Genomic DNA, 26637 nt, shown 5'->3' with positions numbered 1-26637 from the left:
ATAGCGGAATGGCGGGATTTGTTGTTGGAGGCCTGATATGACTATTCAGCTCGCCAGGTCAGAACTGTTTGAATCCCCTCGCCCGCTTGCGGGAGAGGGGGCGATTCATAACGCGCTGAACAGTTATGAATGTATTCAGTTTTTAACCGGACACGAGTAATGCCAAGAAATAAAAATATCAAGCAGTTAAAGATCCAGCCGGTGCCGGAACACCTTACGGATCATGATATTTATTTATTCAAGCAAGGTACGCATTTCCGCTTATACGACAAGCTGGGCTCGCATCCGATTCAGCAAAATGGCAGTGCTGGCACCTGGTTCGCCGTGTGGGCCCCCAATGCCGAGCAAGTTTCCGTCATCAGTGAATTCAATAATTGGGACAAACAGGCGCACCCGCTTGCCTTGCGCGAGGACGGGTCAGGCATCTGGCAAGGCTTCATCGCGGACATTGGTCACGGCGCTACGTACAAATATCACATTGCGTCGAAATACAATGGCTTACAGGTGGACAAGGGCGATCCGTTTGCATTCTGTTGGCAGCTATCGCCCAGCAATGCGTCCCGTATTTGGCAATTCAACTACGATTGGGGTGATGCCGAATGGATGCATGGCCGCCACACGGCCAACGCGCTTGATGCGCCATTGTCCATCTATGAAATGCATCTCGGCTCCTGGATGCGGGTGCCGGAAGAAGGCAACCGCTTTCTCAGCTATCGCGAAATCGCACCGCGCCTTGCCGCCTATCTGAAGGAAATGGGCTTCACCCATGTCGAATTAATGCCGGTGACCGAGCATCCGTTTTACGGCTCGTGGGGCTACCAAACTACCGGCTACTTTGCGCCGACCGCCCGTTACGGAGCGCCGGAAGATTTCATGTTTCTGGTGGACCACCTGCATCAGAATGGCATCGGAGTGATTCTCGATTGGGTGCCGTCGCATTTTCCCGGCGACGAATACGGGCTCGCCTGTTTCGACGGTACCAATTTGTACGAACATGCGGACCCCAGGCAAGGCTTCCATCCAGAATGGAGCAGCTACATTTTCAATTACGGGCGCAACGAAGTGCGTAATTTCCTGGCTAGCAGTGCGCTGTTCTGGCTGGAAAAATACCATCTCGACGGACTGCGGGTGGATGCAGTGGCGTCAATGCTGTATCTCGATTACGCCCGTAAGCCGGGTGAGTGGATACCGAACGTGCATGGAAGCCATGAAAATCTGGAAGCGGTCAGCTTTCTGCGCGATCTCAACCTCGCGATTTACCGCGACCATCCCGACGTACAAACCATCGCCGAAGAATCGACCGCGTGGCCGCTGGTGTCCCATCCACTTTACTTGGGCGGGCTGGGTTTCGGGATGAAATGGAATATGGGGTGGATGCACGACACGCTGGTGTATTTTTCCAACGACCCGATCAACCGCAAGTATCACCAGGATCAGCTGATATTCAGCATCTGGTACGCGTTTACGGAAAACTTCGTGCTGCCGCTGTCGCACGACGAAGTGGTATACGGCAAAGGCGCATTGATAAGCAAAATGCCCGGCGACAGCTGGCAGCAATGTGCCAACCTGCGTTTGCTGTACGGATACATGTGGGCGCATCCCGGCAAAAAGCTGCTGTTCATGGGTTGCGAGTTCGGACAGCATCGTGAATGGCAGCATGAAGAAAGCCTGGAGTGGCATCTGCTGCAGTACCCGGAACATCACGGCCTGCAACGATGGGTGCAGGATCTCAATCGTTTTTACCGCAGCGAACCTGCATTCCATGCGCTCGACTTTTCGCCTGATGGTTTTGAATGGATCGATTGCAGCGATGCCCAGCAAAGCGTGGTGATTTTCCTGCGCAAGGGACCGATTGCCGAGGACATCGTGCTGGTGGTGTGCAATTGCACGCCGGTGCCGCGCCATAACTATCGCGTGGGCATACCGCACGGCGGGTTTTGGCGCGAGCTGCTCAACAGCGATGCTGCGCTGTATGGCGGCAGCGGCCAGGGCAATATGGGTGGCGTCGAGGCGGCGCCGGTCCCGGCGCATGGCCGCAGCCATTCGCTGATGCTGACGCTGCCGCCGCTGGCAGTTGCTTATTTCAAGACGGGATAGGAAGCAATGAGCGAAACCATGCCTGTGATACCACTTGACGAAGGCCGCAGACGGGCCGTCATTGAGAACGTAAAGCCGGAAGTTGATGGAGGTCGGTTCCCCATCAAACGGATTGTGGGTGAACCGATCGTCATTGAGGTCGATGCCTTCGCCGACGGCCATGATGTGTTGCGCTGCCTGTTGCGTTACCGCAATGAAAACGATGCGGCTTGGTCCGAAACGGACATGCTGGCGCTGCCGAATGACCGCTGGCGTGGGGAATTCACGGTCACCGAAATCGGCCGCTATCGCTACACGCTGACCGCCTGGGTCGATCATTTTCTTTCCTGGCGTCATGACTTTGTGCGCCGTACCGATCCGGACGATATTGCATTGGCGCTCCTGGCCGGAGCGGAATTGGTCGCCGCTGCTGCCAACTATGCGAATGGCGATGATGCCGCCCGCCTGACCACGCTGCATGATGCGCTGTCAGGCGAACACGACATCACCGCAAAACGCAGTATTGCCTTGTCCGACGAACTGGGCCTGTTGATGGCGCGCTATCCGGATCGGCGCTTTGCCAGTGAACTTGGGCGGGAATTGGTGGTTGTGGTGGACCGCGCGCGGGCCAAGTTCAGTACCTGGTACGAAATGTTCCCGCGCTCTGCCGCGCCGGAAGCAGACCAGCATGGCACCCTCAAGGATTGCGAGGCGCGGCTGCCGTATATCGCGTCGATGGGGTTCGACGTGTTGTATCTTCCGCCGGTGCATCCGGTAGGTGTCGTCAACCGCAAGGGTCCGAATAACGTGCTGCAAGCGAGTCCGGACGATGTCGGAAGCGTGTGGGCGATAGGCAGCGTCGAGGGTGGTCACAAGGCGCTGCATTCCGAACTTGGCACGTTTGAAGATTTCCAATCGCTGCTGGCGCAAGCGCGCGCACTCGGCATCGAAATCGCACTCGACATTGCCTTCCAGTGCGCGCCCGATCACCCGTATGTGCAGCAACATCCGGCATGGTATCGGCACCGGCCGGATGGCAGCATCCAGTACGCCGAAAATCCGCCCAAGAAATATCAGGATATTTATCCATTTGATTTTGAAAGCGCCGACTGGCTGGGCCTGTGGCAAGAGTTAAAGAGCGTCGTGGAATTCTGGATCGCTCAGGGCGTTGCCCTGTTCCGGGTCGACAATCCGCACACCAAGCCGTTTCCATTCTGGGAATGGCTGATTGGCGAAGTCAAACGCGATCATCCGGAAGTACTCTTCCTGGCCGAAGCGTTTACCCGCCCGAAAGTCATGCACCGGCTCGCCAAACTCGGCTTCAGCCAGTCTTACACCTACTTCACATGGCGCAACACCAAACAGGAACTGATCGCGTATTTCACCGAACTCACCCAAAGTGAAAGCCGCGAATACTTCCGGCCTAATTGTTGGCCGAACACGCCGGATATTCTGCCAGCGTATCTGCAATTCGGCGGCCGCCCTGCATTCATGACGCGGCTGGTGCTGGCGGCAACTCTTTGCAGCAATTACGGCATTTACGGACCCGCATTTGAATTGATTGAACGCAAACCGATAGCGGCGGTAAGCGAAGAATATAGGGATTCGGATAAGTATCAATTGCGTCAATGGGATTTGGCCCATCCGGACAGCCTTAGTGAATTCATCGGACGGGTGAACCGTATTCGGCACACCAACCCGGCGCTGCAGAATGACTGGAACCTGCGCTTTTTAACGGTAGATAACGATCAGTTGCTGTGTTACGGCAAGCTGACCGAGGACCTTTCCAACATTGTAATAGTGGTGGTTAATCTGGACCCGCACCATCAGCAGTCGGGCTGGGTCGAACTTGATCCGGTGCAATTCGATATCCCTGCCGATACGCAATACCAGATGCACGATCTGTTGAGCGGAGCATGCTATCTCTGGCACGGTCCGCGCAACTTCGTGATGCTGGACCCTGCAGTGACGCCGGCGCATATTTTCCAGTTACGCCGGCACTTGCGCACCGAACGTGACTTCGATTACTTCTTGTAAGGAAGGGCGAATGAGCAAGCCGTTCAATCAGGCAACAGTGCAAATCGACTCCGCGACCGCGGCGGCGGCGGCCTCCGCTGCGGCGAAAGTCGCCTGGGCCAACGATCCGCTGTGGTACAAGGACGCCATCATTTACGAAGTCCATGTAAAAGCATTTTTCGACACCAATGGCGATGGCATCGGCGACTTCAAGGGACTTACCGAGAAACTCGGTTACATCCGCGACCTCGGCGTCAATACGATCTGGATACTGCCGTTTTATCCATCGCCGCTCAAGGATGACGGTTACGACATTGCCGACTATCGCAACGTGCATCCGGACTATGGCACCCGCAAGGATTTTGCTTTTTTTGTGCGGGAGGCGCACCGTTGCGGGCTACGCGTAATCACGGAACTGGTCATCAATCACACCTCGGATCAGCATCCCTGGTTTCAGGCTGCCCGACGTGCGCCGCCGGGTTCGTCCAAGCGCAATTTTTATGTCTGGAGCGACACTCCGGATAAATACGCCGGAACCCGCATCATCTTTACCGATGCCGAAAAATCCAACTGGGCGTGGGACGAGGTCGCGCAAGCCTACTATTGGCACCGCTTTTTTTCGCACCAGCCGGACCTGAATATCGATAATCCGAGCGTGCTCAAGGCCGTGATACGCGTGATGCGTTTCTGGCTGGACCTCGGGGTGGATGGCTTGCGGCTGGACGCGATTCCGTATTTTTGCGTACGCGAAGGCAGCAGCAACGAGAATTTACCCGAAACCCACGCGGTGTTGAAACAGATCCGGGCGGTTATCGATGCGCATTACAAAAATTGCATGCTGCTTGCCGAAGCCAACCAGTGGCCGGAGGATGTGCGCGATTACTTTGGCGATGGCGATGAATGCCACATGGCTTACCATTTTCCATTGATGCCGCGCATCTACATGGCGATTGCGCAGGAGGATCGGCACCCGATCGTCGAGATCATGAAGCAAACGCCGGACATTCCGGAAAATTGCCAGTGGGCGATTTTTCTGCGCAACCACGACGAACTCACGCTGGAAATGGTGACCCATAAAGAACGCGATTACATGTATCGGATGTACGCTGCAGACCCGCGCGCTCGTCTGAATCTGGGTATCCGGCGGCGACTCGCACCGCTGATGGACAACGATCTCGACAAGATCAAGCTGATGAACAGCCTGTTGCTGTCCATGCCGGGCGCGCCGATTATCTATTATGGCGACGAGATCGGAATGGGCGACAACATTTATCTCGGCGACCGCGACGGCGTGCGCACACCGATGCAGTGGAGCCCGGACCGCAATGCCGGGTTCTCCAATGCCGATCCGCAACGCCTGAAATTGCCGCCGATCATGGACCCGGAATACGGATATCAAGCACTCAATGTGGAAGCACAATTGCGCAATCCATCGTCGTTGCTCAACTGGATGCGACGGGTGTTGGCGGTGCGCAAGGCGCATAAAGCCTTTGGGCGCGGCAAGCTTGAATTCCTGCGGGCCAGTAACCGCAAGGTCCTCGCCTATCTGCGCGAAGATGACGAGGAAATCTTCCTCTGCGTAGCGAATCTTGCACGCACCGCGCAGCCGGTGGAACTTGATTTGATGCGCCACCGCGACTGCGTACCGATAGAAGTCATGGGGCGCACAGCCTTCCCGCCAATCGGCGAGCTACCCTATTTGCTGACTATGCCAGGTCACTGCTTTTACTGGTTTCGGCTCACCAAGGTCGAGGAAATGCCAGACTGGCACGAAGAGCATGTGATGCACGAGGAGTTGCCGGTGCTGGTGCTATTCGATGGTTGGAGCAGCTTGTTCCGTGATCGGGTGGTGCCATGGCGCATCGTTTTGGCCGAGAAGGTACGTGCGCAGTTTGAAAAAGAAGTGTTGCCGCGCTTCGTCACCGCCCAGCGCTGGTACGCAGCGAAAGGTGAACCGCTACGACGGGTGGCGCTGCTTGATTACGTCGAGTGGGTTAATAAGAACACCAACACACTGGTGGCTTTGTTCCATACGGAGGGCGATGCCGCTGGCACTGCGCCGCAGGTGTATTTCTTACCGCTGACGCTGCTTTGGGAACGTGCCGAAGAAGAGTCGCGACTGCGCAAATTGCTGCCGATGACGGTGGCCAAGGTGCGGCAGCAGGCGCAGATCGGCATCCTGGCCGACGCTTTTGCCGACGAATCATTTTGCCGGGCGCTGGTGGAAGCAATCGGTTCCAATCAGGAATTGCGTTGCGCTGGCGGCACCATTCGCTTTTCTCCCACCGGCGCTTTCGCCGATCTTGTCGGGCCAGCGCAGCAAAAGCAGCAAGCGCAGGAACCACTTGAAGTGCATGTGCGCGCCGCGCAGACCAGCAATACCATTGTGGAACTGGGTAAGCGCGGCCTATTCCTGAAAGGCTACCGGCATTTGCAGATTGGCATAAACCCGGAAGTTGAGGTAGGACGCTTTCTCACCGAAGTTGCGCACTTTCCGCACAGCGTGCCGGTAGTCGGAACAGTGGAGTACACCTCGGACCAAGGCAGCACCATGATGCTGGCGATGCTGCAGGGATATGTCGAGAATCAGGGCGACGGCTGGACTTACACGCTGGATTACCTTGCGCGATTTTTCGAGCAATCCCAGATGGAGTCGCCCGCAATGCCGGACGTCCATGGCGGCTATCTCGCCCTGATTCGCGTGCTCGGACAACGCACGGCCGAGCTGCACATGGCGCTTGCCACGAAGTCAGGCGACCCAGCGTTCGATCCGGAGCCGATCGAACCATCTGATCTGGCGAACTGGATGCAGCGCATACGGGCGGAAGCCAATACGACGCTGGACCAACTAGCGCACAGCCGCGAGATGCTTGCCGAATCTGCACAGACCCAGGCGGATGCTGTGCTTGAAAGGCGCGAAGCGATCCTGCAGCGCATCGAGGGCTGCCTGCCGGAGCGTGTGCAGGCGGTAAAAATCCGTTACCACGGCGACTATCACCTGGGGCAAATTTTACTGACTCAGAATGACTTCGTGATTGTCGATTTCGAGGGCGAGCCGGCGCGCGCACTAGCTGAACGCAGGCAGAAGTATTCTCCCCTGGTGGATGTAGCCGGAATGCTGCGATCCTTTAACTATGCGATGCAAGCAGCGTTATTGCACAGCACTGTCGAACGGCCCGAGGACATAATTTTGCTCGAACCGCTCGGTCATGCCTGGGAAGCCGAGACAGCACGAGTGTTCGTGGAGGCGTACCGGGAAGCGGCAGAAACATCCGGCCTTTACGCTGCATGGGAAGGCATGGATGGTTTGCTTGAGCTGTTTCTGCTGGGAAAGGCGTTTTACGAGTTGCGTTATGAGTTGGCTAGCCGGCCGAGCTGGGTGCACATTCCACTGAGCGGCATATTGGATATTACGGCGTCATAGTCGAGCAAGATGGGAGCCGTAGTTACTATTGAGCACGCTAGGTGAGGATTGTTTGATCCCCTCTCCCGCGGGCGGGAGAGGGAGCAATTTATAGCATGCTGAATAGTTACCTGTAGTAAGCAATCATGGGTTTAGCAGATACAGGCTTTCAGGCCTGTACCTCTAACGCGATTCGGAAAGGGGTGTGATGGAACATGTGAATATGTTGCTGGAGCCGCTACGGGTTTTTCTCCTCCAAGTGGGCGAATTTCTGCCTAAGCTGGTGGTTGCGATCATTATCACGGTGGCCGGATGGTTGATTGCGAAGGCCATCAGGCTCGCCGTTGTGAAGGGCTTAAAGTCAGTCAATTTCCATGTGCTGACCGAACGCGCCGGGATGGATTCTTTCCTGCAGCAAGGCGGGACTAAAACTGACACGACGTATATTCTTGGAGGCCTGATCTACTGGCTGGTCATCTTGGCCGCGCTGGTTCTGGCTTTCAACAGCCTGGGACTGGCCTATGTAACCGATCTGCTCGGGCGCATCATGCTGTTCGTTCCCCGCGTCATCCTGGCGGTGGTGATTCTCGCCTTCGGCTCCTACTTCGCCCACTTCATCGAAAACCTGGTCACCGCATACGGCAGGAATGTGGATTTGACCGATGCAGAATTGCTGGGCCGGTTGGCGCGCTACGCAATTATTGTCTTCGTGGTCCTGATCGCACTCGACCAGTTGAACATCGGCGGCGACATCGTGCGCCAGAGTTTTCTGATTATTCTGGCCGGTGTGGTGCTGGCGCTCGCCCTGGCGTTCGGGATCGCAGGGCAAAAATGGGCAGCGGCGCTGCTGCAGCGATGGTGGCCGAATGCGGACAAGGATGTACGTGATGTGGGCGACCGCGATTAGTTTGAAACAACAACGGCGTAGGTGCGAACTTATTTGCATCAGCTCGCACTTTTAACGATTCCATGTGAGCTGATGCGAATAAATTCGCACCTACAAGAAAATGGCATGCCAAAGCCACTTCTGCCTCGATGTCTTTTATAGCGGACTGAACAATTGCATAATTTTTAATACATAAGGGGTATATCTATTTTTATGGCATTTTCCGCATGTATTAATTGCGGCAATAAAATATACACATATTAGTATTAATAAAGTACAACGCCAGTTACAGCGTGAAATTTTCTTTACTATTGGCCGGGAGTGCGCCATGAACAAAGTCATCACCGCCACTTGGCCGGGCAAGCCTTACCCGCTGGGAGCGACTTGGGATGGGGAAGGCGTGAATTTCGCCTTGTTTTCGGAGCATGCCGAAAAAGTCGAGCTATGCATTTTCGACAACAAGGGCCGCCACGAAATTCAGCGCATAACCCTGCGCGAGCGGACCAACCAGGTCTGGCACTGCTATCTGCCGGAAGCCCGTCCCGGCCTGCTCTATGGCTACCGGGTGGCTGGCCCTTATGATCCCAAACACGGTCATCGCTTCAACCGGCATAAATTGCTGCTTGATCCTTATGCGCGGGACATTGTCGGCAACATCCTCTGGAGCGATGCGCATTTCGGCTATCGGGTCGGTAGCCGCAATGCCGATCTATCCTTCGATCGGCGCGATAGCGCGCGCGGCATGCCGAAATGCCGGGTGATTGACAGCGCTTTCACCTGGGGCGATGACCGCCCGCCGCGCATCCGCTGGCATCAGACCGTGATCTATGAACTGCACGTGAAGGGCTATACCGCGCTGCATGCCGAAGTGCCGGCGCAATTGCGCGGGACTTATGCCGGACTCGCCACGACCCCAGCAATCGAACATCTGCTGCGGCTCGGCATTACCGCCGTGGAACTGCTGCCGGTACATGCCTTCATCGACGACCGGCGACTGGTGCAAAAAGGCCTGCGCAATTATTGGGGCTATAACTCGATTGGCTTTTTTGCGCCCGAACAGCGCTACTCTGCGACCGGGGCCGGGGCCGTGAACGAGTTCAAGACCATGGTCAAGACGCTGCATTCGGCGGGCATCGAAGTCATCCTCGATGTGGTCTACAACCACACGGCCGAAGGGAATCAGCTCGGCCCTACGCTGTGTTTCCGCGGTATCGACAATGTCGCTTACTACCGCCTGCAGCCAGACGATCCGCGTTACCACGTCGACTACACCGGCACCGGCAACACCCTCAACATGATGCATCCGCGCGTGTTGCAACTGATCATGGATAGCCTGCGCTACTGGGTGCTGGAAATGCATGTGGACGGCTTTCGCTTCGATCTTGCAGCGACCCTGGCCCGTGAATTGCACGAGGTGGATCGTCTTGGCGCTTTCTTCGACATCATTCATCAGGACCCGGTGCTGTCGCAAGTCAAGCTGATCGCCGAGCCTTGGGATTTGGGCGAAGGCGGCTATCAGGTGGGCAATTTCCCGGTGGGCTGGGGCGAGTGGAATGACCGTTACCGCGACACGGTGCGCGCCTACTGGAAAGGTGATGGCGGACTGATCGGCGACCTTGCCTACCGGCTCACCGGATCGAGCGATCTGTATGAACAGAGCGGACGACGCCCCTACGCCAGCATCAACTTCATCACGGCCCACGACGGTTTCACGCTGCACGACCTGGTGAGTTACGACGACAAGCATAACGAAGCGAACCAGGAAGACAGTCGCGATGGCAGCGACAACAATATCAGCTGGAACTGCGGCGTTGAGGGGCCATCCGATGATCCTGAGATCAATGCGTTGCGGACGCGCCAGAAGCGCAATTTTCTCGCCACCTTGCTGCTGTCTCAGGGTGCGCCGATGATGGTGGCAGGCGACGCTATTGGCCACACGCAAAAGGGCAACAATAACGGCTACTGCCAGGACAATGAATCGAGTTGGGTGCACTGGAATTTGACGCAGGATGATAAAGAATTGCTCGCGTTTACGCAGCACCTCGTTGCGCTACGCAAGTCACATCCGATTTTTCGTCGGCATAACTTTTTCCAGGGGCGCGGCATTAAAGGTACGGGAATCAGGGACATTCTCTGGCTCAATCCCGACGGCATAGAAATGAGCGATGAGGAGTGGCAGCATTCCTTCGCCCGTTGCCTTGGGTTGTCACTCTCCGGCGAGGCGCTGGATGAGCAGGATGAAAGAGGCCGTCCATTGCGAGACAGTAACTTTCTGCTGCTGTTAAATGCCCACCATGAAATGCTCCACTTTGCCATGCCGACTTTCGTTGCCGGCACCCGCTGGCACACGTTAATCGATACCCACTACGGAATGGAACTGAAACCGGATAGCATCTTCGCGGCCGGCGATAACTATCCGCTCGAAGCGCGCTCCCTGGTGCTATTGATGGAAATGCCGCGGGAGCCTGCAAGTTTGATCGAAAGTCAGAATGAAACGCCAGCATAGGATGCCGTTCGGGGCGGAGTTAGCCGATGGCGGCGTGCGCTTTCGCTTATGGGCACCGGCAGCACACAGCGTCGCGCTTTGCCTGACCCTGGTCGGCGCTGAACACATCATCGCGATGACGTGCATGGCCGATGGCTGGTTCGAACTGCTGACTGATCGCGCCCATGCCGGGTGCCGCTATTGCTACCGGATCGACGGCACGCTCACGGTGCCCGACCCCGCCTCGCGCTGCAATCCGGATGACGTGCATGGCGCAAGCTGCGTGGTCGATCCCGCTGCGTTTGACTGGCATGACACCGATTGGCGCGGCCGCTGCTGGGAAGATGCGGTGATCTACGAACTCCACGTCGGCACCTTCACCCTGGCAGGCACGTTTCTGGGCGTCGAGAAACGGCTCGATTACCTGGTTGCGTTAGGCATCACCGCGATCGAGCTGATGCCGGTGGCAGACTTTCCGGGCGCGCGCAACTGGGGTTATGACGGCGTCCTTCTGTTCGCGCCGGACAGCCGCTACGGCCGGCCGGAGCATTTGAAGTCACTGATCGAAAGCGCCCATCACAAGGGTTTGATGGTGTTGCTCGATGTGGTCTACAACCATTTCGGCCCCGAAGGCAATTATCTGCACGCCTACGCGCCGCAGTTCTATACCGAACATCATCACACGCCGTGGGGCGCGGCGATTAATTTCGATGGTCCCGGCAGCCGGACGGTACGTGATTTTTTCATCCACAACGCGCTGTACTGGCTGGAAGAATTTCATTTCGACGGATTGCGGCTCGATGCGGTGCATGCGATCTGCGACGATTCCGAGCCCGACATTTTGATTGAACTGGCGCAAGCGGTGCAGGCGGAGGCGGGGCCCGGGCGGCAGCGGGCTATCCACCTGATCCTTGAGAACGATAGCAATGACGCCCGTTATCTTGAGCGCGACGACGCCGGCCGGCCACGCTGGTACACGGCCCAATGGAACGACGATATCCACCACGCGCTGCATGTGCTGGTGTCTGGCGAAACGGATGGCTATTACGCCGACTATGCCGACTCTCCTGTGGAACACCTCGGCCGCTGCCTGACGCAGGGCTTCGCTTATCAAGGCCAGACATCGCGTTTTCACGATGGAAAACCACGCGGCACGCCGAGCGCGCATTTGCCCCCGGCGGCCTTTGTTACATTCCTGCAGAACCACGATCAGATCGGCAACCGCGCTTTCGGCGAACGTTTGTCTTTGCTTGCCGACACGGTGGCCTTGCGCGCCGTGACGGCAATCGTGTTGCTGGCACCCTCGCCTCCCCTGATTTTCATGGGAGAAGAATTTGGCGCACTCCAGCCGTTTCAATTTTTCTGCAACTTCGGGCCGGACCTGGCGGCGGCGGTCACGCAAGGGCGTCGGCGGGAATTTGCGGGCTTCACCCGGTTCACCCGATTTACTGAAGCGGGCCAGGTGGCGCATCTGAATCTGGCAGCGCTGCCGGACCCGTGCGATCCGGCCACTTTCAAGCGTTCCAGGCTTGACTGGAAACGCGCTGCTGCCGTGCCGCCGCATGACAGTGGGCTGTCGCACTACCGGATCTTGCTCGCGCACCGTCGCGATTTTGTCATGCCAAACTTAATCGGCACTCGCGGTGGGCAGGCGCAGTATGAAATTGTCGGCGGTTGCGGGCTGATGGTGCGCTGGCGACTGGGCAACGACAGCGTTCTTAGTGTTGCGGCCAATCTTGGCGCGCAAGCGCTGTCAGGCTTCACGCGTCCGCCCGGAGAGCTTTTTTATGCCAGCGATGAATCGGTGGCGGCAAGCTTCGCCAGCGAGCAGTTGCAACAACATTTGCCGCCCTGGTCGGTCGCGTGGTTCCTCGACAAAAGCATGGAAAAACCTTGCCATGACTAATGCGTCACATCAAACAATGCTGGACCGGCTGTGTGCCTTGTGCGGCATCGAACCGGAGTACACCGATATCTGGGGTAACCGGCATGCAACTTCCGAGGACACCAAGCGGGCGCTGCTGGCAGCAATGAAAGTCGATGCAGAAAGTGCCGCTGATCTGGAACACGCTGTTGAAGAATACGAGGCGCAATCCTGGCGCAACATGCTTGCGCCGGTCCTGGTAATTCTTGAAACGGATGCCGCGCCCGAAATCACGCTGACGATGCCGGCGACAATGGCAGAAAACGTTTTTGGCTGGAGCTTGACGCTGGAATCAGGAGCAACTACCGGCGGACGATTCACGCCAGCCGATCTTGCCGTGCTGGAACAACGAAATATCGCAGGCATATCGTTTGTGCGCTATGTTTTGCGATTGCCATTGCCAGCTGCACTGGCAACCGGCTACCACCGGCTGGAAATTGACGCGGTAGATAATGTTTTAGCAGCGGGCGCAGAAACGGATAAATCGCAATGCTGTTCCGCCGCGATGCGCCTGATCGTGGTTCCTGCCGCCTGTTACCTGCCGGTTGCGCTAAACGGAGACGGCCGGGTGTGGGGATTTGCGGTTCAGCTGTACGCGCTGCGCTCGCAACGCAACTGGGGCATCGGCGACTTTGCCGACCTCAGAAGCGTGGTGGAGTTCGCCGCACAAGCCGGGGCCGGTTTCGTCGGCTCAAGTCCGCTGCACGCGCTGTTCCCGTGCGATCCGGCCCAGGCCAGCCCCTACAGTCCGTCCAGCCGGCGCTTTCTGAATGTGCTGTACCTGGACGTGGAAGGCGTCGCAGACTTCACCGAATGCGAGGCGGCCCGGAACACAGTCCGTGAACCTTTGTTTCAGGCGCATCTGCGCATACTGCGCGCCAGCGAACTGGTGAATTACCAAGAAGTCAGTGCGCTCAAGCTTCAAATATTGGAGCTGTTGTACAAGCACTTCCGCGCACATCATCTGGACTTGGACAGTCAGCGTGCGCGCGCCTTTCGCGTTTTCCAGGAGCAAGTCGGAGAGGCGTTGCGGTGCCAGGCGCTGTTCGAAGCGTTGCAGGAGCATTTCTCCCGCAGCGACAGTGCCATGCACGGCTGGCATCAGTGGCCGCAGGATTACCAGGACCCATTTTCTAGCCCGGTTGCCGCATTCGCAGTTGCACATGTGGAGCGCATCGAATTCTATGCATACCTGCAATGGAACGCCGAACTGCAATTGGCAGCGGTGGGACGGCGTTCGACAGAACTCGGGCTGGGCGTCGGCCTGTACCAGGATATTGCGGTGGGTGTCGCCGCCGATGGAGCCGAGTGCTGGGCCGAGCAGGCACTGTATGCCCGGCACACTTATATCGGAGCGCCCGCGGACGATTACAACACCTTGGGCCAGGATTGGGGGCTGCCGCCGCTGATTCCGCAACGCCTGCGCGCAGCGGCCTATGCGCCATTCATCGAGACATTGCGCGCAAACATGCAACACTCCGGTGCGCTGCGGCTCGACCATGTGATGGGGCTGATGCGGCTGTTCTGGGTGCCGGCCGGCGGCATCCCGAGCGCAGGCACTTATGTGCGTTACCCGTTTTCCGATCTGCTAGGAATCGTGGCGCTGGAGAGTCAGCGCAATCGTTGCACGGTGATCGGCGAAGACCTGGGCACTGTCCCCGAGGAGGTGCGCGACGCACTCGCGCAAAGTGCGGTGCTGTCCTACCGGCTCTTGTACTTTGAAAAGGAGCAGGACGGAGGATTCAAGGCCCCGGCCGATTATCCTGCCCGGGCACTGGTGGCGGCAAGCACCCATGACTTGCCGACCCTTGCCGGCTATTGGCTGGGGCACGACATTGATCTGCGTTGTGCGCTTGACTTGTTCCCTTCGATCCAGTTGCGCGACGCCCAGCTGTTGGATCGGTCTCAGAGTCGAACCCAGCTTCTGATGGCGCTGGAGCGAGCGGAGTTGCTGCCCACCGGCGCCAGCGTGAATCCGGTTGCATATCCCGAGATGACAGAAGAATTATCGCTTGCGCTCCACATCTACCTGGCGCGCACTCCAGCCAAATTCATGGTGGTGCAACTGGAGGATGTATTAGGACAAGTGGAGCAAGTTAATTTTCCTGCCAGCGGAGGCAAGTACCCCAACTGGCAACGCAAATTGACGCTCGATCTGGAGCAATGGGCGACGGACCCGCGTCTGCAAACACTGACGACCGCGTTGCGGCAGGTACGCGGAAGTGGCGGAAGTGGCGTACCTGCGGCCGTCACCGGGACCCGCCAGTCCGCCACGGTGCAGCATTCCATACGGATTCCGCGCGCCACTTACCGTCTGCAGTTCAACCGCGGCTTCACCTTCGTCCATGCCGAACAGCTAATTCCCTACCTGGATGCGCTCGGCGTCAGCCATTGCTACGCCTCGCCCTATTTCAAAGCGCGGCCGGGCAGCACCCACGGCTATGACATCATCGACCACAATGCGCTCAACCCCGAGATCGGCAGCGACCTGGAGTTCGATCGTTATGTCGCGGCATTGCAGCATCACCGAATGGGACAAATCATCGATATCGTGCCCAACCACATGGGCGTGATGGGCAGCGACAATGGATGGTGGCTGGACGTGCTGGAAAATGGGCAATCTTCGCTGCATGCGGAATTTTTCGATATCGACTGGACCCCGCAGAAAGAAGAGTTGCGCAGCAAGGTGCTGGTGCCGGTGCTGGGCGACCAGTATGGCAACGTGCTTGAACTGGGGGAATTGAAACTGGTTTTCGATGAACCACGCGGCGAATTCAGCATCTGGTATGACGAGCACCGCTTCCCGCTGGACCCGCGGGAGTATCCGCGTATCGCCGGCCATCGGTGGCAACAATTGGCGACAAAGCTCGGCGCGGATCAGCCCCAACTGCTAGAGTTTCAAAGCCTCATCACCGCCTTCAGTCATTTGCCGCAGCGCACCGATCTGGCGCCCGAACAAAGGGCGGAACGCAGCCGCGACAAGGAAATCCACAAGCGCCATCTGGCTGCACTATGCGCCGCGTGTGCCGACATCGCCCTGTTTGTCCAACAGAATATCGACGCATTCAACGGCGATCCGGGAAACCCGGAAAGCTTCAACCTCTTGCATCAATTGATCAAGGCACAGGCTTACCGCTTCGCCTATTGGCGCGTGGCCGCCGACGAAATCAACTACCGCCGCTTTTTCGATGTCAACAGCCTGGCCGGGCTGCGGATGGAACGCGCAGAAGTGTTCGATGCCACGCATCGCCTGCTCTTCGATCTGGTTGCGAAAGGGAAAGTGGACGGCGTGCGCATCGACCATCCGGACGGACTGTACGATCCTTTGCAATACCTGCGTCGATTGCAGCAGGTTTGCGGGCGCGCATCGACCCAGCCGGATGCTGACCTGATCGAGGTTGCAGCCCAGGTTTCAGCCAACCACAGCGGGCTCTACATCGTGGTGGAGAAAATCATTGCCAGCTACGAACATCTGCCCACACAGTGGCCGGTGCTTGGAACCACCGGTTATCGGTTTGGCAACGTGGTCAACGGCCTGTTTGTCGATACCGGGAACGAAGAGCGCATGGATCGCATATACGCGGCTTTTATCGGCGAACGGATCGATTTCAGCGAGCAACTGTACCGCAGCAAGAAACTCATCATGAAAGTCGTTCTCGCCAGCGAACTCAATGTGCTGGCCAACCAACTGGACCGCATCGCACAGCTGGACCGGCATACCTGCGATTTCACGGCCAACAGCTTGCGCGATGCCTTGATCGAGATCACTGCTTGTTTTCCGGTGTACCGCACTTACGTCACTGCCAATGCGGTATCGGAAGATGACAGGCACTTTATCGGCTGGGCGGTATCGGCCGCCAAAAAGAGGAGTCAGGCCGCAGACATCAGCATCTTCGATTTTGTACGCGCAGCGCTGCTGACCAGCATCGCCGAGAACACAGGGCAAGCATATCGCGACGCCGTGACAAAATTTGCGATGAAGTTCCAGCAATTCACGGGCCCGGTGATGGCGAAAGGGATGGAGGACACCTGCTTTTATATCTACCACCGGCTGAGCTCGCTCAACGAAGTGGGCGGCGACCCGCGCACCTTCGGCATCACGCTGGCGGCATTTCACGCGGCAAGCCAGGATCGCGCCAAAAACTGGCCGAACACCATGCTCGCCACCTCGACCCATGACGGCAAGCGCTCCGAAGATGTGCGGGCGCGCATCAACGTCCTGTCGGAAATGCCGGCGCTGTGGAAGCTGCGCTTGCGCCGCTGGAGCCGATTCAACCGCAGCAAGAGAGTGCAATTGGGCGAAGATGGCGTAACCGCACCTACGCGCAACGACGAATACTTGCTGCATCAAACGCTCATCGGCGCATGGCCGCTGGAACCGTTGGACCAGGCGGCATTGGCCGGATTCTGCAAACGCATCGAAAGCTACATGCAAAAAGCGATCAGGGAAGCCAAGATAAACAGCAGCTGGATCAATCCCAATCTGGAATATGAAAGCGCGATATCGAAATTCATCAAGGCTCTGCTCGCGCCGGGCCAGAACCCGCCGAACATGAATCCATTGAATCCATTCATTGCGGATCACCTGCCATTCCAGAGGCTGGTTTCCCGGCTCGGCATGTTCAACAGTTTGTCGCAGACCTTGCTCAAATTGACCTCTCCCGGCGTGCCCGATATTTATCAAGGTAACGAACTATGGGATTTCAGTCTGGCCGACCCGGACAATCGAAGACCTGTGGACTACCGGCGACGGCGCACCATGCTGGATGCATTGCAAACGCACTTTGCAGTCGATTCCGATCAGTGTGCAGAACGCGCCAACGCGCTGTTGCATACGATGGAAGATGGCCGCATCAAGCTATATCTGACCTGGCGGACGCTGGAGCTACGCCGGCAATGCGAAATCCTATTTCGTGACGGAGATTATCTGCCGCTGCGGGCGGAAGGCATTCGGGGCGAGCATGTTTGCGCTTTCGCGCGGTGCTGCAAGGAGGCTGCGGTCATTATTGTCGCACCCCGATTTTTTTACGCGCTGGTTGGTGATGGCGATCGCGTCCCTGCGGGAGCCGAGGTCTGGGCTGACACCACTATCGACCTGCCGCAGGGCTTGGCCGGTAAAACGTGGAGGAACGTGTTTACAAATGAAACCATCTGCAGCCAGGAACCGGAAGGACGACGGCTTGGAGTCGCCGCGCTATTAGCCGGTTTTCCCTATGCCTTGTTGCTTTGTGTGGTTGAAACTTGAAACGGGGCGTTACCAGGATTATGCAAGTGCGCTGGCTGCACCGCGCAAAGCGGCATAGGGATCAAGAATCACGTAACAAGGGATGGCCGACAGATAGCTGGATAAGCGGCCTTTTTCCTCGAAACGCTGCCGGAACGGCGATGTTTCGAAATAACTTCCGAGTCGCGGCACGACCCCGCCACCAATATAAACGCCCCCTTGGGCACCGAGGGTCAGCGCCAGATTTCCGGCCGCGGTCCCCAGCATCGCGCAAAAAGTCGCGAGCGTTTCCACACACGCGGGGCAACTATTGTCGAGCGCTCGCGCACTAATTTGTGCGCTAGAAAGCATTTCCGGCTCGACGCCTTCGCCTTGCAATGCCGCAATGGCGCGATAAAGAGTGGTCAGGCCCATGCCGGATACCAGCCGCTCACAGGAAACATGGCTGAATTCGCGCCGCACCAGAGCCAGAATATCCATCTCGCGCTGGTTGGCCGGGCTGAACGTGGTGTGGCCGCCCTCCCCGCGCAGCGGCACCCAATTGCTGCCGCAGGGGATCAGTCCGGACACCCCGAGCCCGGTGCCGGGACCGATCAACGCCAGCGGCGTATGCGGCACTGGCTCGCCGCCGCCGACTTGATGCAATTCACTGCGCTTGAGCAACGGCAACGCCATTGCCAGCGCGGTAAAGTCATTCAGCACCAATAACTGGTCGAACCCCAGGCGCTGTCGCGTCGCTTCAATCGAGAACGTCCAGCGCTGGTTGGTCATACTGACCCGATCGCCGACGATGGAGGTGGCAATCGCGAGCGCTGCCCGCCGCGGTCTTGGCGCGCCACCGGCGAAGATGCCGGCCAACTGGTAATACTGCGTGATCGCATCCGCCAGATCGGCAAAATCTGCGCTGGCCAACTGCCGATAATGGCTGAGCTCGGCAGCATGCCTCTCCATCAGCGCAAAACGCGCATTGGTTGCACCGATGTCGGCTACTAGACAGGGATAGGAATTTGCTGGTGTCATGACGTTCTCGCTTGGCTCGCTTCGGCCAACTTCAGCTACAGTCTGATGGGTCCCTAGATATCAATATAGCGCGCCGCCGCCACAGAGCAACTGGAGACCTGCGTCACATTCCATCTGTACGCTGGCGGACGCATTAAATGCAGCCAGCCGCTATCTTCGCGCCTCGATACCAATCTAGTGAAAAAATATAAAAAATTGGAGTATAGCCATAAACATGTACATTACCGCATATATTAATTGCGGCTTTAAAAATACATTGATTAGTATATGATAATTAATTGAAAACAAAGCTGGATACGAACGCTCTGCCTTTGGCAAACATTTCAGACGGATATTTGGAGAACAAGTTCCGGCCATGGCTTGACAGTGTTAACACGATTTTCTGTTGCTACTAAACAAAAAAAAGCCACTTGTGTCCGGGATGCCGGAGCAAGTGGCTTTTTTATTTAAAAAAGAGAATGTCGCTTTTCACTTTTCGTTATTGCGGCGCGACAGGCTCCAGTTTGCGCTGCTTGACTAAGTCGCTTGCTTGCTGAATATCAGCGGCAAGACCGTCTTCTGCCATCTTGCGCTTGAAGTAAAGAATAAAAAAAACGCCCATTCCGATCATGAATGCAATCCCGATAATACTCATCAGGCCATAGTTGGTAGAAAAAAGGTCGGTCAGCAGTTTCATAGTGATAGCTCCTTGACGTTCAAAATGCTTACCTTAAACTTGTCTGAAGTCAACACGCATGATCTTTATCAACTTTGACAACCCGATCAACATCTTCTGGCCGACTAAGCTGTTGCCAGAATTTATCGGCTACCGCCGGCTGTCTGCTGACGGTTATTTCTTAGCCAAGGCATAACCGGCATTACCCGGCGCTACGACAGAAACGAAGACAAAGGGATCTTTCGCGTCAGTGTTCATGGCACCATGCACCTGCCCAGGTTTTGCGACGCTAATTTCTCCCGCTTTAAGCTCGGTAACCACGCCATTTCCCTGGTAATAATCGGCAGAACCCGAAAGGACGGTCCAGGTATCTTGGCCGTGCGGATGAACGTGAGCAGCAATTTCTTGCCCAGGGCGAACATGCCAAACGACGATTACGGACTCTTCAGTTTCAAGCACCACCGACCGAATTGGCTCGCCATCAGATGGGCAAGCAAACTCCGAAACTGCAAATGTTCTTACTGCGGTAGTCATAGCGATATCCTCGTTCATAAGTATTTCGATGCGGTTTTGCGTACCGCCAGATGTGTCCTGGCGCATAAAAGGAGCGTTTGAGCCTCAGAAGCAGTCCGGTGCAACGATAGGCTAGTAACGAGTGTTTTGTGTGGGTTATAGGGCGTTATAGAGAGCTTGTGTTTCATGCTGGCAATAAAAAACCCACTGAGTAGTGGGCTAAGTATTTGATGCGTAACGATAAAACTGGAGGCGGGGACGGGAATCGAACCCATCTAAACGGCTTTGCAGGCCGCTGCATAACCTCTTTGCTACCCCGCCATTAATGCCTTTACCGAAGGCGGAATTGTACTCGTTTTATTTATATTTCCAAAATATTTAACCAGAGCCTCACAACCACAGAAAAAATCCATAAAAATCCATAGCTTGTAGATCAAGAAATCTGGAGTAGCACTGCGTTCAACGCTTGTTGACTACGATAAATTATTGTTGAAGATTTACCAATCGATAGACACAAACACTTATCCAAACTGGCGCTCCGCTCATGTGCGCTTGTCTCCGGTATAAGCACATGCCATTTGCTGGGTGCACTCAAACTCGTCAAACTCGTCCCGACTGACCTGAAAGCCGAGCCGCGACTCGGTCAGATAGACCTTGTCGCCATCGCGCAATTGCAATTTATCCAGCACTTCCTGCGGCACGATCAAGCCGGTTGCACCATTGACCTGACATAAAGTGATGCTATGCATATCGCCCTCTTTTCCATTAAATCAGGCTTCACCCTAAACCGGCGAAGCCAAGAATTACCTTAATAGTCCACTGCCATTCGATTAATCGCCGGCATGCGGGTCAACTGTTCAAAGCGCAGCACCAGAATCAACGCGGTAGTGCCCAGTCCCACCACCAATCCCCACCAGACGCCGCTCGGTCCGGCATGGATGCTGCGGCTCAGGAATAGCGCGGTCGTCATGCCGACGCCCCAGTAACCCAGAATCGACGCCATCATCGTATAGCGCGCATCCTTGAGCCCGCGCAAGGCTCCCGCTGCAATCACCTGGGTGCTGTCGAACCACTGAAAACACGCAGCCACCGCCAAGAGTTGAATCGCCAAGGCCGCCACCGCCTTGGACGAAGATGCGCCCTGCCCGACCAGCATTCCCACCAGCACATCGCCAAAAAATAAGTACAAGCCCGCCGTCAATGTCATCGGAATCAGGCCGATCAAAATGCCTTGCCGGCCTAGCCGTCTTGCTTCCCGCAGATTGCCGCTGCCGGCTGCTTCGCCCACCTGAATCGAGCTGGCGTGCGACAAACCGACTGCCATCATGAAGGTCAGAAATACGAATTGGTTGGCGATATGGTGTGCGGCCAGCGCAGTCGGGCCAAAATGGCCGATGAGCAATGCCACGCCCGTGAACATGCCCGCTTCCACGCCATAACTGATGCCGATAGGCACGCCCAGCGATAGGGTTTCCCGAAAAATCGGGCTTTTAACGGTCAACAATCGCGGCCGTCGCAAATACCAGGCAAGGGAGCGGCGACAATACAGCCACAAGGCTAACGCCATCAAGCCGAATATCAAGCTGCTGATCGATCCCAGCGCCATCAAGATGTGCGGCACGGTCGTGGTAATCCAGCCCGCTTGCAGCATGAAAAACAGGCCGGCATTGAGCGCAATTTTGCACAACACCGCGCAAGCGGTAATGAATGTGATCGGTCCCGGCTGCTTGAGGCCCACGGTCAAGCCGCGCAGAGTTGTAAACAGCAGGCTGGGAATAATGCCGATGGCCGCCGCCGGTAGGTACGCCATTGCATTCGCCACCATCTGCCTGTCCTGCCCAGCCATCAGCAGCAAGGGACCGGCCATGGAAATCGCCAGAATCGCCACCAGCCCGATCACGACTGACAGAATCACTCCCGATTCGACCGCCGTAGCGATATTTTCCCGATTATTAGCGCCGTTTTCAAATGCTACTTGGTTACTGATCGCAATCAGGACGCCGGTGCAAATGATATGCACCAGGGAAAATACGGCAGTCGCCAGCGCGCCTGCCGCCAGCATCGTTACGCCGAGCCGGCTGAAAGTCACGGTATCGACCACCGCCATGGCGACAATCGCCATTTGCGCCAGGATCAGCGGAATTGCCAGTTTGAGTGTCCGGTGGCTGCCGTGCAGCACGCCGGGGTTGACCTTTGCCAGATGCATTTTTAACCTATCGCACTTACTTACAGGAAATAGTCGGGAAATCAAGACTGGCATGGTAGCGCAAAAGCCGATCCACGCAGCGCATGGTGCGCCCAATAATGCAAAAACCGGCCGCAGCCGGTTGTTCTTGCAGTGCAGGTTTCAGCCGCATGACGCCCAATTACGGCGCAATGCGGTCAAAACCCGTTAGATTTCTTCGTACAGCGGCAAGGTCAGGAATTCCGCAAAGTCTTCCGAAGTCGACATTTCTTCGAAAATTTGCGCAGCGCGGTCGTAAGTTGCGCCGCTGCCTACGATTTCTTTCACTTTGACCAATTCTTCCGGAATCATCTTGCGCACCATGTCGGCGCTGACTTTACGGCCGTCTTCCAGCACGCCCTTGCTGGAGCGAATCCATTGCCAGACTTGCGAACGGCTGATTTCTGCGGTGGCGGCATCTTCCATCAAATTATGGATCGGTACGCAACCATTGCCTGACAACCATGCACCGAGATAATGGATGCCGACGTTGATGTTGTAGCGCAGGCCAGCTTCGGTGATCGGCGCTTCCGGCTGGAAGTTCAGCAAGTCGGCGGCAGTGATGTTCACGTCTGGACGCTGTTTTTCGATCTGGTTCAGCTTGTCGCCCAGCACCTTCTTGAATTCAGCCATCGACAATTCAACCAGGCCAGGATGGGCAACCCAGCCGCCGTCGTAGCCATCGGTGGCGTCACGCGCCTTGTCCACACGCACGCCGCCCATGGCGATTTCGTTCTTTGCCGGATCGTTTTTGATCGGGATCAGTGCGGCCATGCCGCCAATCGCTGGCGCGTTGCGTTTGTGGCAGGTTTTCAGCAGCAACAATGCGTAGGAACGCATGAACGGCGCGGTCATTGTTACCTTGGCGCGGTCGGCCAGGCAGAAATCTGCGTTGTTCTTGAACTTCTTGATGCAGGAAAAGATGTAATCCCAACGGCCGGCATTCAGGCCGCTGGAGTGTTCGCGCAATTCGTACAGGATTTCGTCCATTTCGAATGCAGCCAGAATGGTTTCGATCAATACGGTGGCTTTGATCGTGCCTTGTGGCAGGCCGAGTTCGTTTTGCGTCATCACGAAGATGTCGTTCCACAGGCGTGCTTCGAGGTGGCTTTCCAGCTTCGGCAAGTAGAAATACGGGCCAGCGCCGCGTGCCAGTTGTTCCTTGGCGTTATGGAACATGAACATCGCGAAGTCGAAAATGCCGCCGGAAATGCGCTTGCCGTCAATCAGCACATGCTTTTCGTCCAGATGCCAGCCGCGTGGGCGCACCACCAGCGTGGCGACGGTATCGTTGAGCTTGTAGCTCTTGCCATTTTGTTCCAGCGCGATGGTCTTGCGTACCGCGTCTTTCATGTTGATCTGGCCGGTGATCTGGTTTTCCCAGTTCGGCGTGTTCGAATCTTCGAAGTCGGTCATGTAGCTGTCAGCACCGGAGTTCAGCGCGTTGATGACCATCTTGCGTTCTACCGGGCCGGTGATTTCAACCCGGCGGCATTCGAGTGCTTTTGGAATCGGCGCAATTTTCCAGTCGCCGTTGCGGATGTGCGCGGTTTCCGGCAGAAAATCCGGCAATTTGCCGTTATCGAGTTCTTGCGCCCGCACCACGCGCGCGGCCAGCAATTCCTGGCGACGCGGTTCGAAAGCGCGGGTCAGCTTGGCTACCAGCGCCAATGCTTCGGTGGTCAGAATTTGTTCGTAGCCGGATGCGATCTCGGCCTTGATTTCCATGCCGGCTGGCAAAGTGATTTTCGTCATGTGGTGCTCCTGGTAGTGGGTTGCGGTTGCGCGTCGAGATTGACGACAAGATGGTTTAAAACGGGTTGGATGGATGATTTTACGATGTGATTGGAATCCAGTATATTAAATAAAAACAGTGCAAACAAAATGATTTATCACTTTATTATTGCGTTTTAATCACAAGTAAAACCGAGAACCGGCAACAAGCCTCATACATCATGGATCATTTCAAACAGATTTCCACCTTCGTCGAGGCGGCCACCCGCGGCAGCCTGTCTGCAGCGGCCCGAGCCGAAGGCATCGCCCCGGCAATGATAGGCCGGCGGCTCGATGCGCTGGAAAAACGGCTTGGGGTAAAGCTATTGCAGCGCACCACCCGTAAAATCGCTCTCACCGACGAAGGTGCAGCCTTTCTCGAAGATTGCCAGCGCATTCTGGCCGACATGGAAGATGCCGAATCCGCCGTCACCGCAGGCAGCGCCCGCGCCAGCGGCCACCTCAGCATTTCCGCGCCAGCGGGCTTTGGCCGGATGCATGTGGCGCCATTATTGCCCTCCTTTCTGGCCGAACATCGCGACGTCGCATTGAACTTGAATCTGAATGACCGCCTGGTCGATTTGATCGGCGAAGGGATCGATGTGGCGATCCGGATTGCTACTTTGGCCGATTCGAATCTGGTCGGCGTCAAGCTGGCCGACAATAAGCGCGTGGTGGTGGTGGCGCCGGCTTACCTCAAAAAAAACGGTGCGCCGCTGATTCCGGATGATCTGGCCAAACACAATTGCCTGATCCTGCCCAGCGATGGCAGCCAGCGCGGCTGGACTTTCCGCCAAAACAGCAAAAATATCACGCTCAAAGTGGCGGGCAATATGGTCTGTAATGACGGCGAGGTATTGCACGATTGGGCGCTGGCCGGCCGCGGTTTGGCGTGGCGTTCAATGTGGGAAGTGCGCAGCGCGCTGGAATCCGGTCAATTGGTGACGGTGCTGGACGATTTTGCCGCAGCGGGCAATGATATTTACGCCGTATTCGCGCAACGCCAGCACATGCCGCTGCGCATCCGGGCCTTTATTGATTTTTTACGGCATGTGTATGCACAGGCGGAATATTGGCAAAAGAATTAACGGATAGTTGTCATTACAATGCAAAACGCAATGGCATTGTAGGTTGGCGTTGCGCGCAGCGAAGCTCAACATTGTGCACAGAATGTTGGGCTGATACAGCGTCAGCCCAATCTACCAAATCCGCTGATTAAAAATATACTGTAAGCCGTATTATTTTAATCCGCATATAAAATATGCGGAAAATGGCATTTTTTACTGCATACTCCGCCATCTGCACGCCTCTGCGGGTGACGATGCCGCCATCGAAGGCGATCATCGCCCGGCGCGGTTCTCTGAATGCATCGGTAACAGTCAAGATCGGGCGCTGCAAGGCACGCACCACGCGCTCGACATTACGTCCCAAATCGCGTTGCGTGGTATCGGCCGATTCGCCGCGACGCCCCAGCACAATCAGGCGCACGCCTTCTTGTTGCTCGACTAAGGTTTCTTCCAGCACGCCGTGGCGCTGGCGCACGTCAGGCGACGCAACCCCGGCAGCAACCGCCCGTTCACGCAAGCGGTCGAGGAAAATGCGGCCCCGCTCGCGGGCTGCCTTGCTACGGGATTCGTCCTGATCGGAGAGTTCCGTCAACAGCGATTCTTGCGCATCAATACCAATAGCCCCGCTGTAATCGCCGCCGGTTGCGGTTTCCGAATGACGGTCGATGATATGCAGGAATTCCAACGGCGCATCCATGCGCCGCGCCGCCCAGGCCGCATAATCCGCCACGTAATCGGCGTACAGAGATTGATCGACGCAGGCTAATACTTTGTTGTCTGTATTCATGTTTTTTCTCCTAGTGGCCCATCAGCATATCTTCGGCACCGTCCTTGTCATGCACGGCAAACTTGTCCACCATCGTGGCGCTGGCTGCATCGAGACCAATGATGTCGACTGCGGTGCCTTCGCGGCGGAATTTGATGACTACTTTATCGAGCGCACCCACGGCCGTGATATCCCAGAAATGGGCACGGCTGACGTCGATGCTGACTTTTTCAATGACTTCCTTGAAATCGAAGGAGCCAACGAAGCGTTCCGCCGAGGCAAAGAACACTTGGCCGAACACACGGTAAGCACGCACACGGCCAGCATCTTCCGATTTCGAACTCACGTGCGAGCAGATCTTTGGGGACATTGGAGAGCCAGTCCTGGCGTAAGGATTTCATGTAATTTTATGTTCCGTTGTTGATGCAGCCAGGGCGGCAGTGGTTGGTGAAAAGTGCGCACGCCGCTGAGTTTTCCTGGCCGGATTATCGGAAAGGAAGCCCGGATGATCCGGACACAGGTGACGCAAATAAGCGATATGAAGCCTCGCGCGAGTAGCTAAAAAGGATGTATCTGACTCGCAGTGAGGAAATATGCTTACAAGG

Annotated in this window: 16 protein-coding genes, 1 tRNA gene and 1 pseudogene; 9 read left to right on the top strand and 9 right to left on the bottom strand. The window is 56.5% G+C overall.

All coding sequences use genetic code 11. The annotated features are described in order from the left end of the window. Window positions 1–37 precede the first annotated feature (37 nt). The 8 genes from KGFNPO_RS06835 (at window position 38) to KGFNPO_RS06800 (ending at window position 18035) form a co-directional block, all read left to right on the top strand. Window positions 38–160 (top strand): hypothetical protein, encoded by a 123-nt coding sequence (locus KGFNPO_RS06835; RefSeq protein WP_472633843.1) that lies wholly within the window; start codon window positions 38–40, stop codon window positions 158–160. After that, window positions 160–2097 (top strand): 1,4-alpha-glucan branching protein GlgB, encoded by a 1938-nt coding sequence (gene glgB, locus KGFNPO_RS06830; protein WP_472633841.1) that lies wholly within the window; start codon window positions 160–162, stop codon window positions 2095–2097. The genes KGFNPO_RS06835 and glgB overlap by 1 nt, the downstream gene beginning before the upstream one ends. Window positions 2098–2115: 18 nt before the next feature. After that, on the top strand, window positions 2116–4113 hold the full coding sequence (locus KGFNPO_RS06825) for an alpha-1,4-glucan--maltose-1-phosphate maltosyltransferase (RefSeq protein WP_472633839.1): 1998 nt from the start codon (window positions 2116–2118) through the stop codon (window positions 4111–4113). A gap of 10 nt (window positions 4114–4123) precedes the next feature. Next, on the top strand, window positions 4124–7516 hold the full coding sequence (gene treS, locus KGFNPO_RS06820; protein WP_472633837.1) for a maltose alpha-D-glucosyltransferase: 3393 nt from the start codon (window positions 4124–4126) through the stop codon (window positions 7514–7516). Between the two features lie 187 nt (window positions 7517–7703). Further along, the gene (locus KGFNPO_RS06815; RefSeq protein WP_472633835.1) at window positions 7704–8402 is read left to right on the top strand and encodes a mechanosensitive ion channel family protein; all 699 of its coding nucleotides are present in this window, start codon (window positions 7704–7706) and stop codon (window positions 8400–8402) included. A 307-nt stretch (window positions 8403–8709) separates the two neighbouring features. Next, window positions 8710–10887, top strand: coding sequence for a glycogen debranching protein GlgX (glgX, locus tag KGFNPO_RS06810; RefSeq protein ID WP_472633833.1), 2178 nt, complete (start codon window positions 8710–8712; stop codon window positions 10885–10887). Beyond that, on the top strand, window positions 10871–12772 hold the full coding sequence (gene treZ / locus KGFNPO_RS06805) for a malto-oligosyltrehalose trehalohydrolase (RefSeq protein ID WP_472633831.1): 1902 nt from the start codon (window positions 10871–10873) through the stop codon (window positions 12770–12772). The genes glgX and treZ overlap by 17 nt, the downstream gene beginning before the upstream one ends. Continuing rightward, window positions 12765–18035 carry a malto-oligosyltrehalose synthase gene (locus KGFNPO_RS06800; RefSeq protein WP_472633829.1) on the top strand — a complete coding sequence of 1757 codons (5271 nt, stop codon included), beginning with the start codon at window positions 12765–12767 and terminating at the stop codon, window positions 18033–18035. Before treZ ends, KGFNPO_RS06800 begins: the two co-directional genes overlap by 8 nt. 18 nt (window positions 18036–18053) lie before the next feature. Here KGFNPO_RS06800 and KGFNPO_RS06795 read toward each other — a convergent pair whose 3' ends face one another. The 7 genes from KGFNPO_RS06795 to aceB form a co-directional block, all read right to left on the bottom strand. After that, window positions 18054–19034 carry a glucokinase gene (locus KGFNPO_RS06795; protein WP_472633827.1) on the bottom strand — a complete coding sequence of 327 codons (981 nt, stop codon included), beginning with the start codon at window positions 19032–19034 and terminating at the stop codon, window positions 18054–18056. A gap of 478 nt (window positions 19035–19512) precedes the next feature. Next, on the bottom strand, window positions 19513–19710 hold the full coding sequence (locus KGFNPO_RS06790; protein ID WP_472633825.1) for a DUF3149 domain-containing protein: 198 nt from the start codon (window positions 19708–19710) through the stop codon (window positions 19513–19515). A 153-nt stretch (window positions 19711–19863) separates the two neighbouring features. Next, window positions 19864–20241: a cupin domain-containing protein gene (locus KGFNPO_RS06785; protein WP_472633823.1), complete on the bottom strand. Its 378-nt coding sequence runs from the start codon at window positions 20239–20241 to the stop codon at window positions 19864–19866. A 208-nt stretch (window positions 20242–20449) separates the two neighbouring features. Continuing rightward, window positions 20450–20523, bottom strand: a tRNA-Cys gene (locus KGFNPO_RS06780). A gap of 221 nt (window positions 20524–20744) precedes the next feature. Next, window positions 20745–20951 (bottom strand): AbrB/MazE/SpoVT family DNA-binding domain-containing protein, encoded by a 207-nt coding sequence (locus KGFNPO_RS06775; RefSeq protein WP_472633821.1) that lies wholly within the window; start codon window positions 20949–20951, stop codon window positions 20745–20747. Window positions 20952–21010: 59 nt separating this feature from the next. Then, complete coding sequence (locus KGFNPO_RS06770) at window positions 21011–22408, bottom strand: MATE family efflux transporter (protein ID WP_472633819.1); 1398 nt, start codon at window positions 22406–22408, stop codon at window positions 21011–21013. 186 nt (window positions 22409–22594) lie between these two features. Then, window positions 22595–24181: a malate synthase A gene (gene aceB / locus KGFNPO_RS06765; RefSeq protein ID WP_472633817.1), complete on the bottom strand. Its 1587-nt coding sequence runs from the start codon at window positions 24179–24181 to the stop codon at window positions 22595–22597. Between the two features lie 200 nt (window positions 24182–24381). Here aceB and KGFNPO_RS06760 point away from each other — a divergent pair, with 200 nt between their 5' ends. Then, window positions 24382–25287: a LysR family transcriptional regulator gene (locus KGFNPO_RS06760; protein ID WP_472633815.1), complete on the top strand. Its 906-nt coding sequence runs from the start codon at window positions 24382–24384 to the stop codon at window positions 25285–25287. Between the two features lie 127 nt (window positions 25288–25414). Here KGFNPO_RS06760 and KGFNPO_RS06755 read toward each other — a convergent pair whose 3' ends face one another. Both KGFNPO_RS06755 and KGFNPO_RS06750 read right to left on the bottom strand, forming a co-directional pair. Beyond that, window positions 25415–26053 (bottom strand): universal stress protein, encoded by a 639-nt coding sequence (locus KGFNPO_RS06755; RefSeq protein WP_472633813.1) that lies wholly within the window; start codon window positions 26051–26053, stop codon window positions 25415–25417. A gap of 10 nt (window positions 26054–26063) precedes the next feature. After that, window positions 26064–26378, bottom strand: a pseudogene (locus tag KGFNPO_RS06750) (STAS domain-containing protein); the annotation flags it as partial. Window positions 26379–26637: the final 259 nt, after the last annotated feature.

The organism is Gelidimonas diazotrophica (assembly GCF_055694025.1).
Note: the sequence above shows the minus strand (reverse complement) of the source record. Positions and strands in the feature narration are given on the sequence as shown.

Bases quoted from the DNA above. Each gene is read 5' to 3' on its own strand.
- KGFNPO_RS06835 (WP_472633843.1), top strand. From the start codon at position 38: ATGACTATTCAGCTCGCCAGGTCAGAACTGTTTGAATCCCCTCGCCCG.
- glgB (WP_472633841.1), top strand. From the start codon at position 160: ATGCCAAGAAATAAAAATATCAAGCAGTTAAAGATCCAGCCGGTGCCG.
- KGFNPO_RS06825 (WP_472633839.1), top strand. From the start codon at position 2,116: ATGCCTGTGATACCACTTGACGAAGGCCGCAGACGGGCCGTCATTGAG.
- treS (WP_472633837.1), top strand. From the start codon at position 4,124: ATGAGCAAGCCGTTCAATCAGGCAACAGTGCAAATCGACTCCGCGACC.
- KGFNPO_RS06815 (WP_472633835.1), top strand. From the start codon at position 7,704: ATGGAACATGTGAATATGTTGCTGGAGCCGCTACGGGTTTTTCTCCTC.
- glgX (WP_472633833.1), top strand. From the start codon at position 8,710: ATGAACAAAGTCATCACCGCCACTTGGCCGGGCAAGCCTTACCCGCTG.
- treZ (WP_472633831.1), top strand. From the start codon at position 10,871: ATGAAACGCCAGCATAGGATGCCGTTCGGGGCGGAGTTAGCCGATGGC.
- KGFNPO_RS06800 (WP_472633829.1), top strand. From the start codon at position 12,765: ATGACTAATGCGTCACATCAAACAATGCTGGACCGGCTGTGTGCCTTG.
- KGFNPO_RS06795 (WP_472633827.1), bottom strand. From the start codon at position 19,034: ATGACACCAGCAAATTCCTATCCCTGTCTAGTAGCCGACATCGGTGCA.
- KGFNPO_RS06790 (WP_472633825.1), bottom strand. From the start codon at position 19,710: ATGAAACTGCTGACCGACCTTTTTTCTACCAACTATGGCCTGATGAGT.
- KGFNPO_RS06785 (WP_472633823.1), bottom strand. From the start codon at position 20,241: ATGAACGAGGATATCGCTATGACTACCGCAGTAAGAACATTTGCAGTT.
- KGFNPO_RS06775 (WP_472633821.1), bottom strand. From the start codon at position 20,951: ATGCATAGCATCACTTTATGTCAGGTCAATGGTGCAACCGGCTTGATC.
- KGFNPO_RS06770 (WP_472633819.1), bottom strand. From the start codon at position 22,408: ATGCATCTGGCAAAGGTCAACCCCGGCGTGCTGCACGGCAGCCACCGG.
- aceB (WP_472633817.1), bottom strand. From the start codon at position 24,181: ATGACGAAAATCACTTTGCCAGCCGGCATGGAAATCAAGGCCGAGATC.
- KGFNPO_RS06760 (WP_472633815.1), top strand. From the start codon at position 24,382: ATGGATCATTTCAAACAGATTTCCACCTTCGTCGAGGCGGCCACCCGC.
- KGFNPO_RS06755 (WP_472633813.1), bottom strand. From the start codon at position 26,053: ATGAATACAGACAACAAAGTATTAGCCTGCGTCGATCAATCTCTGTAC.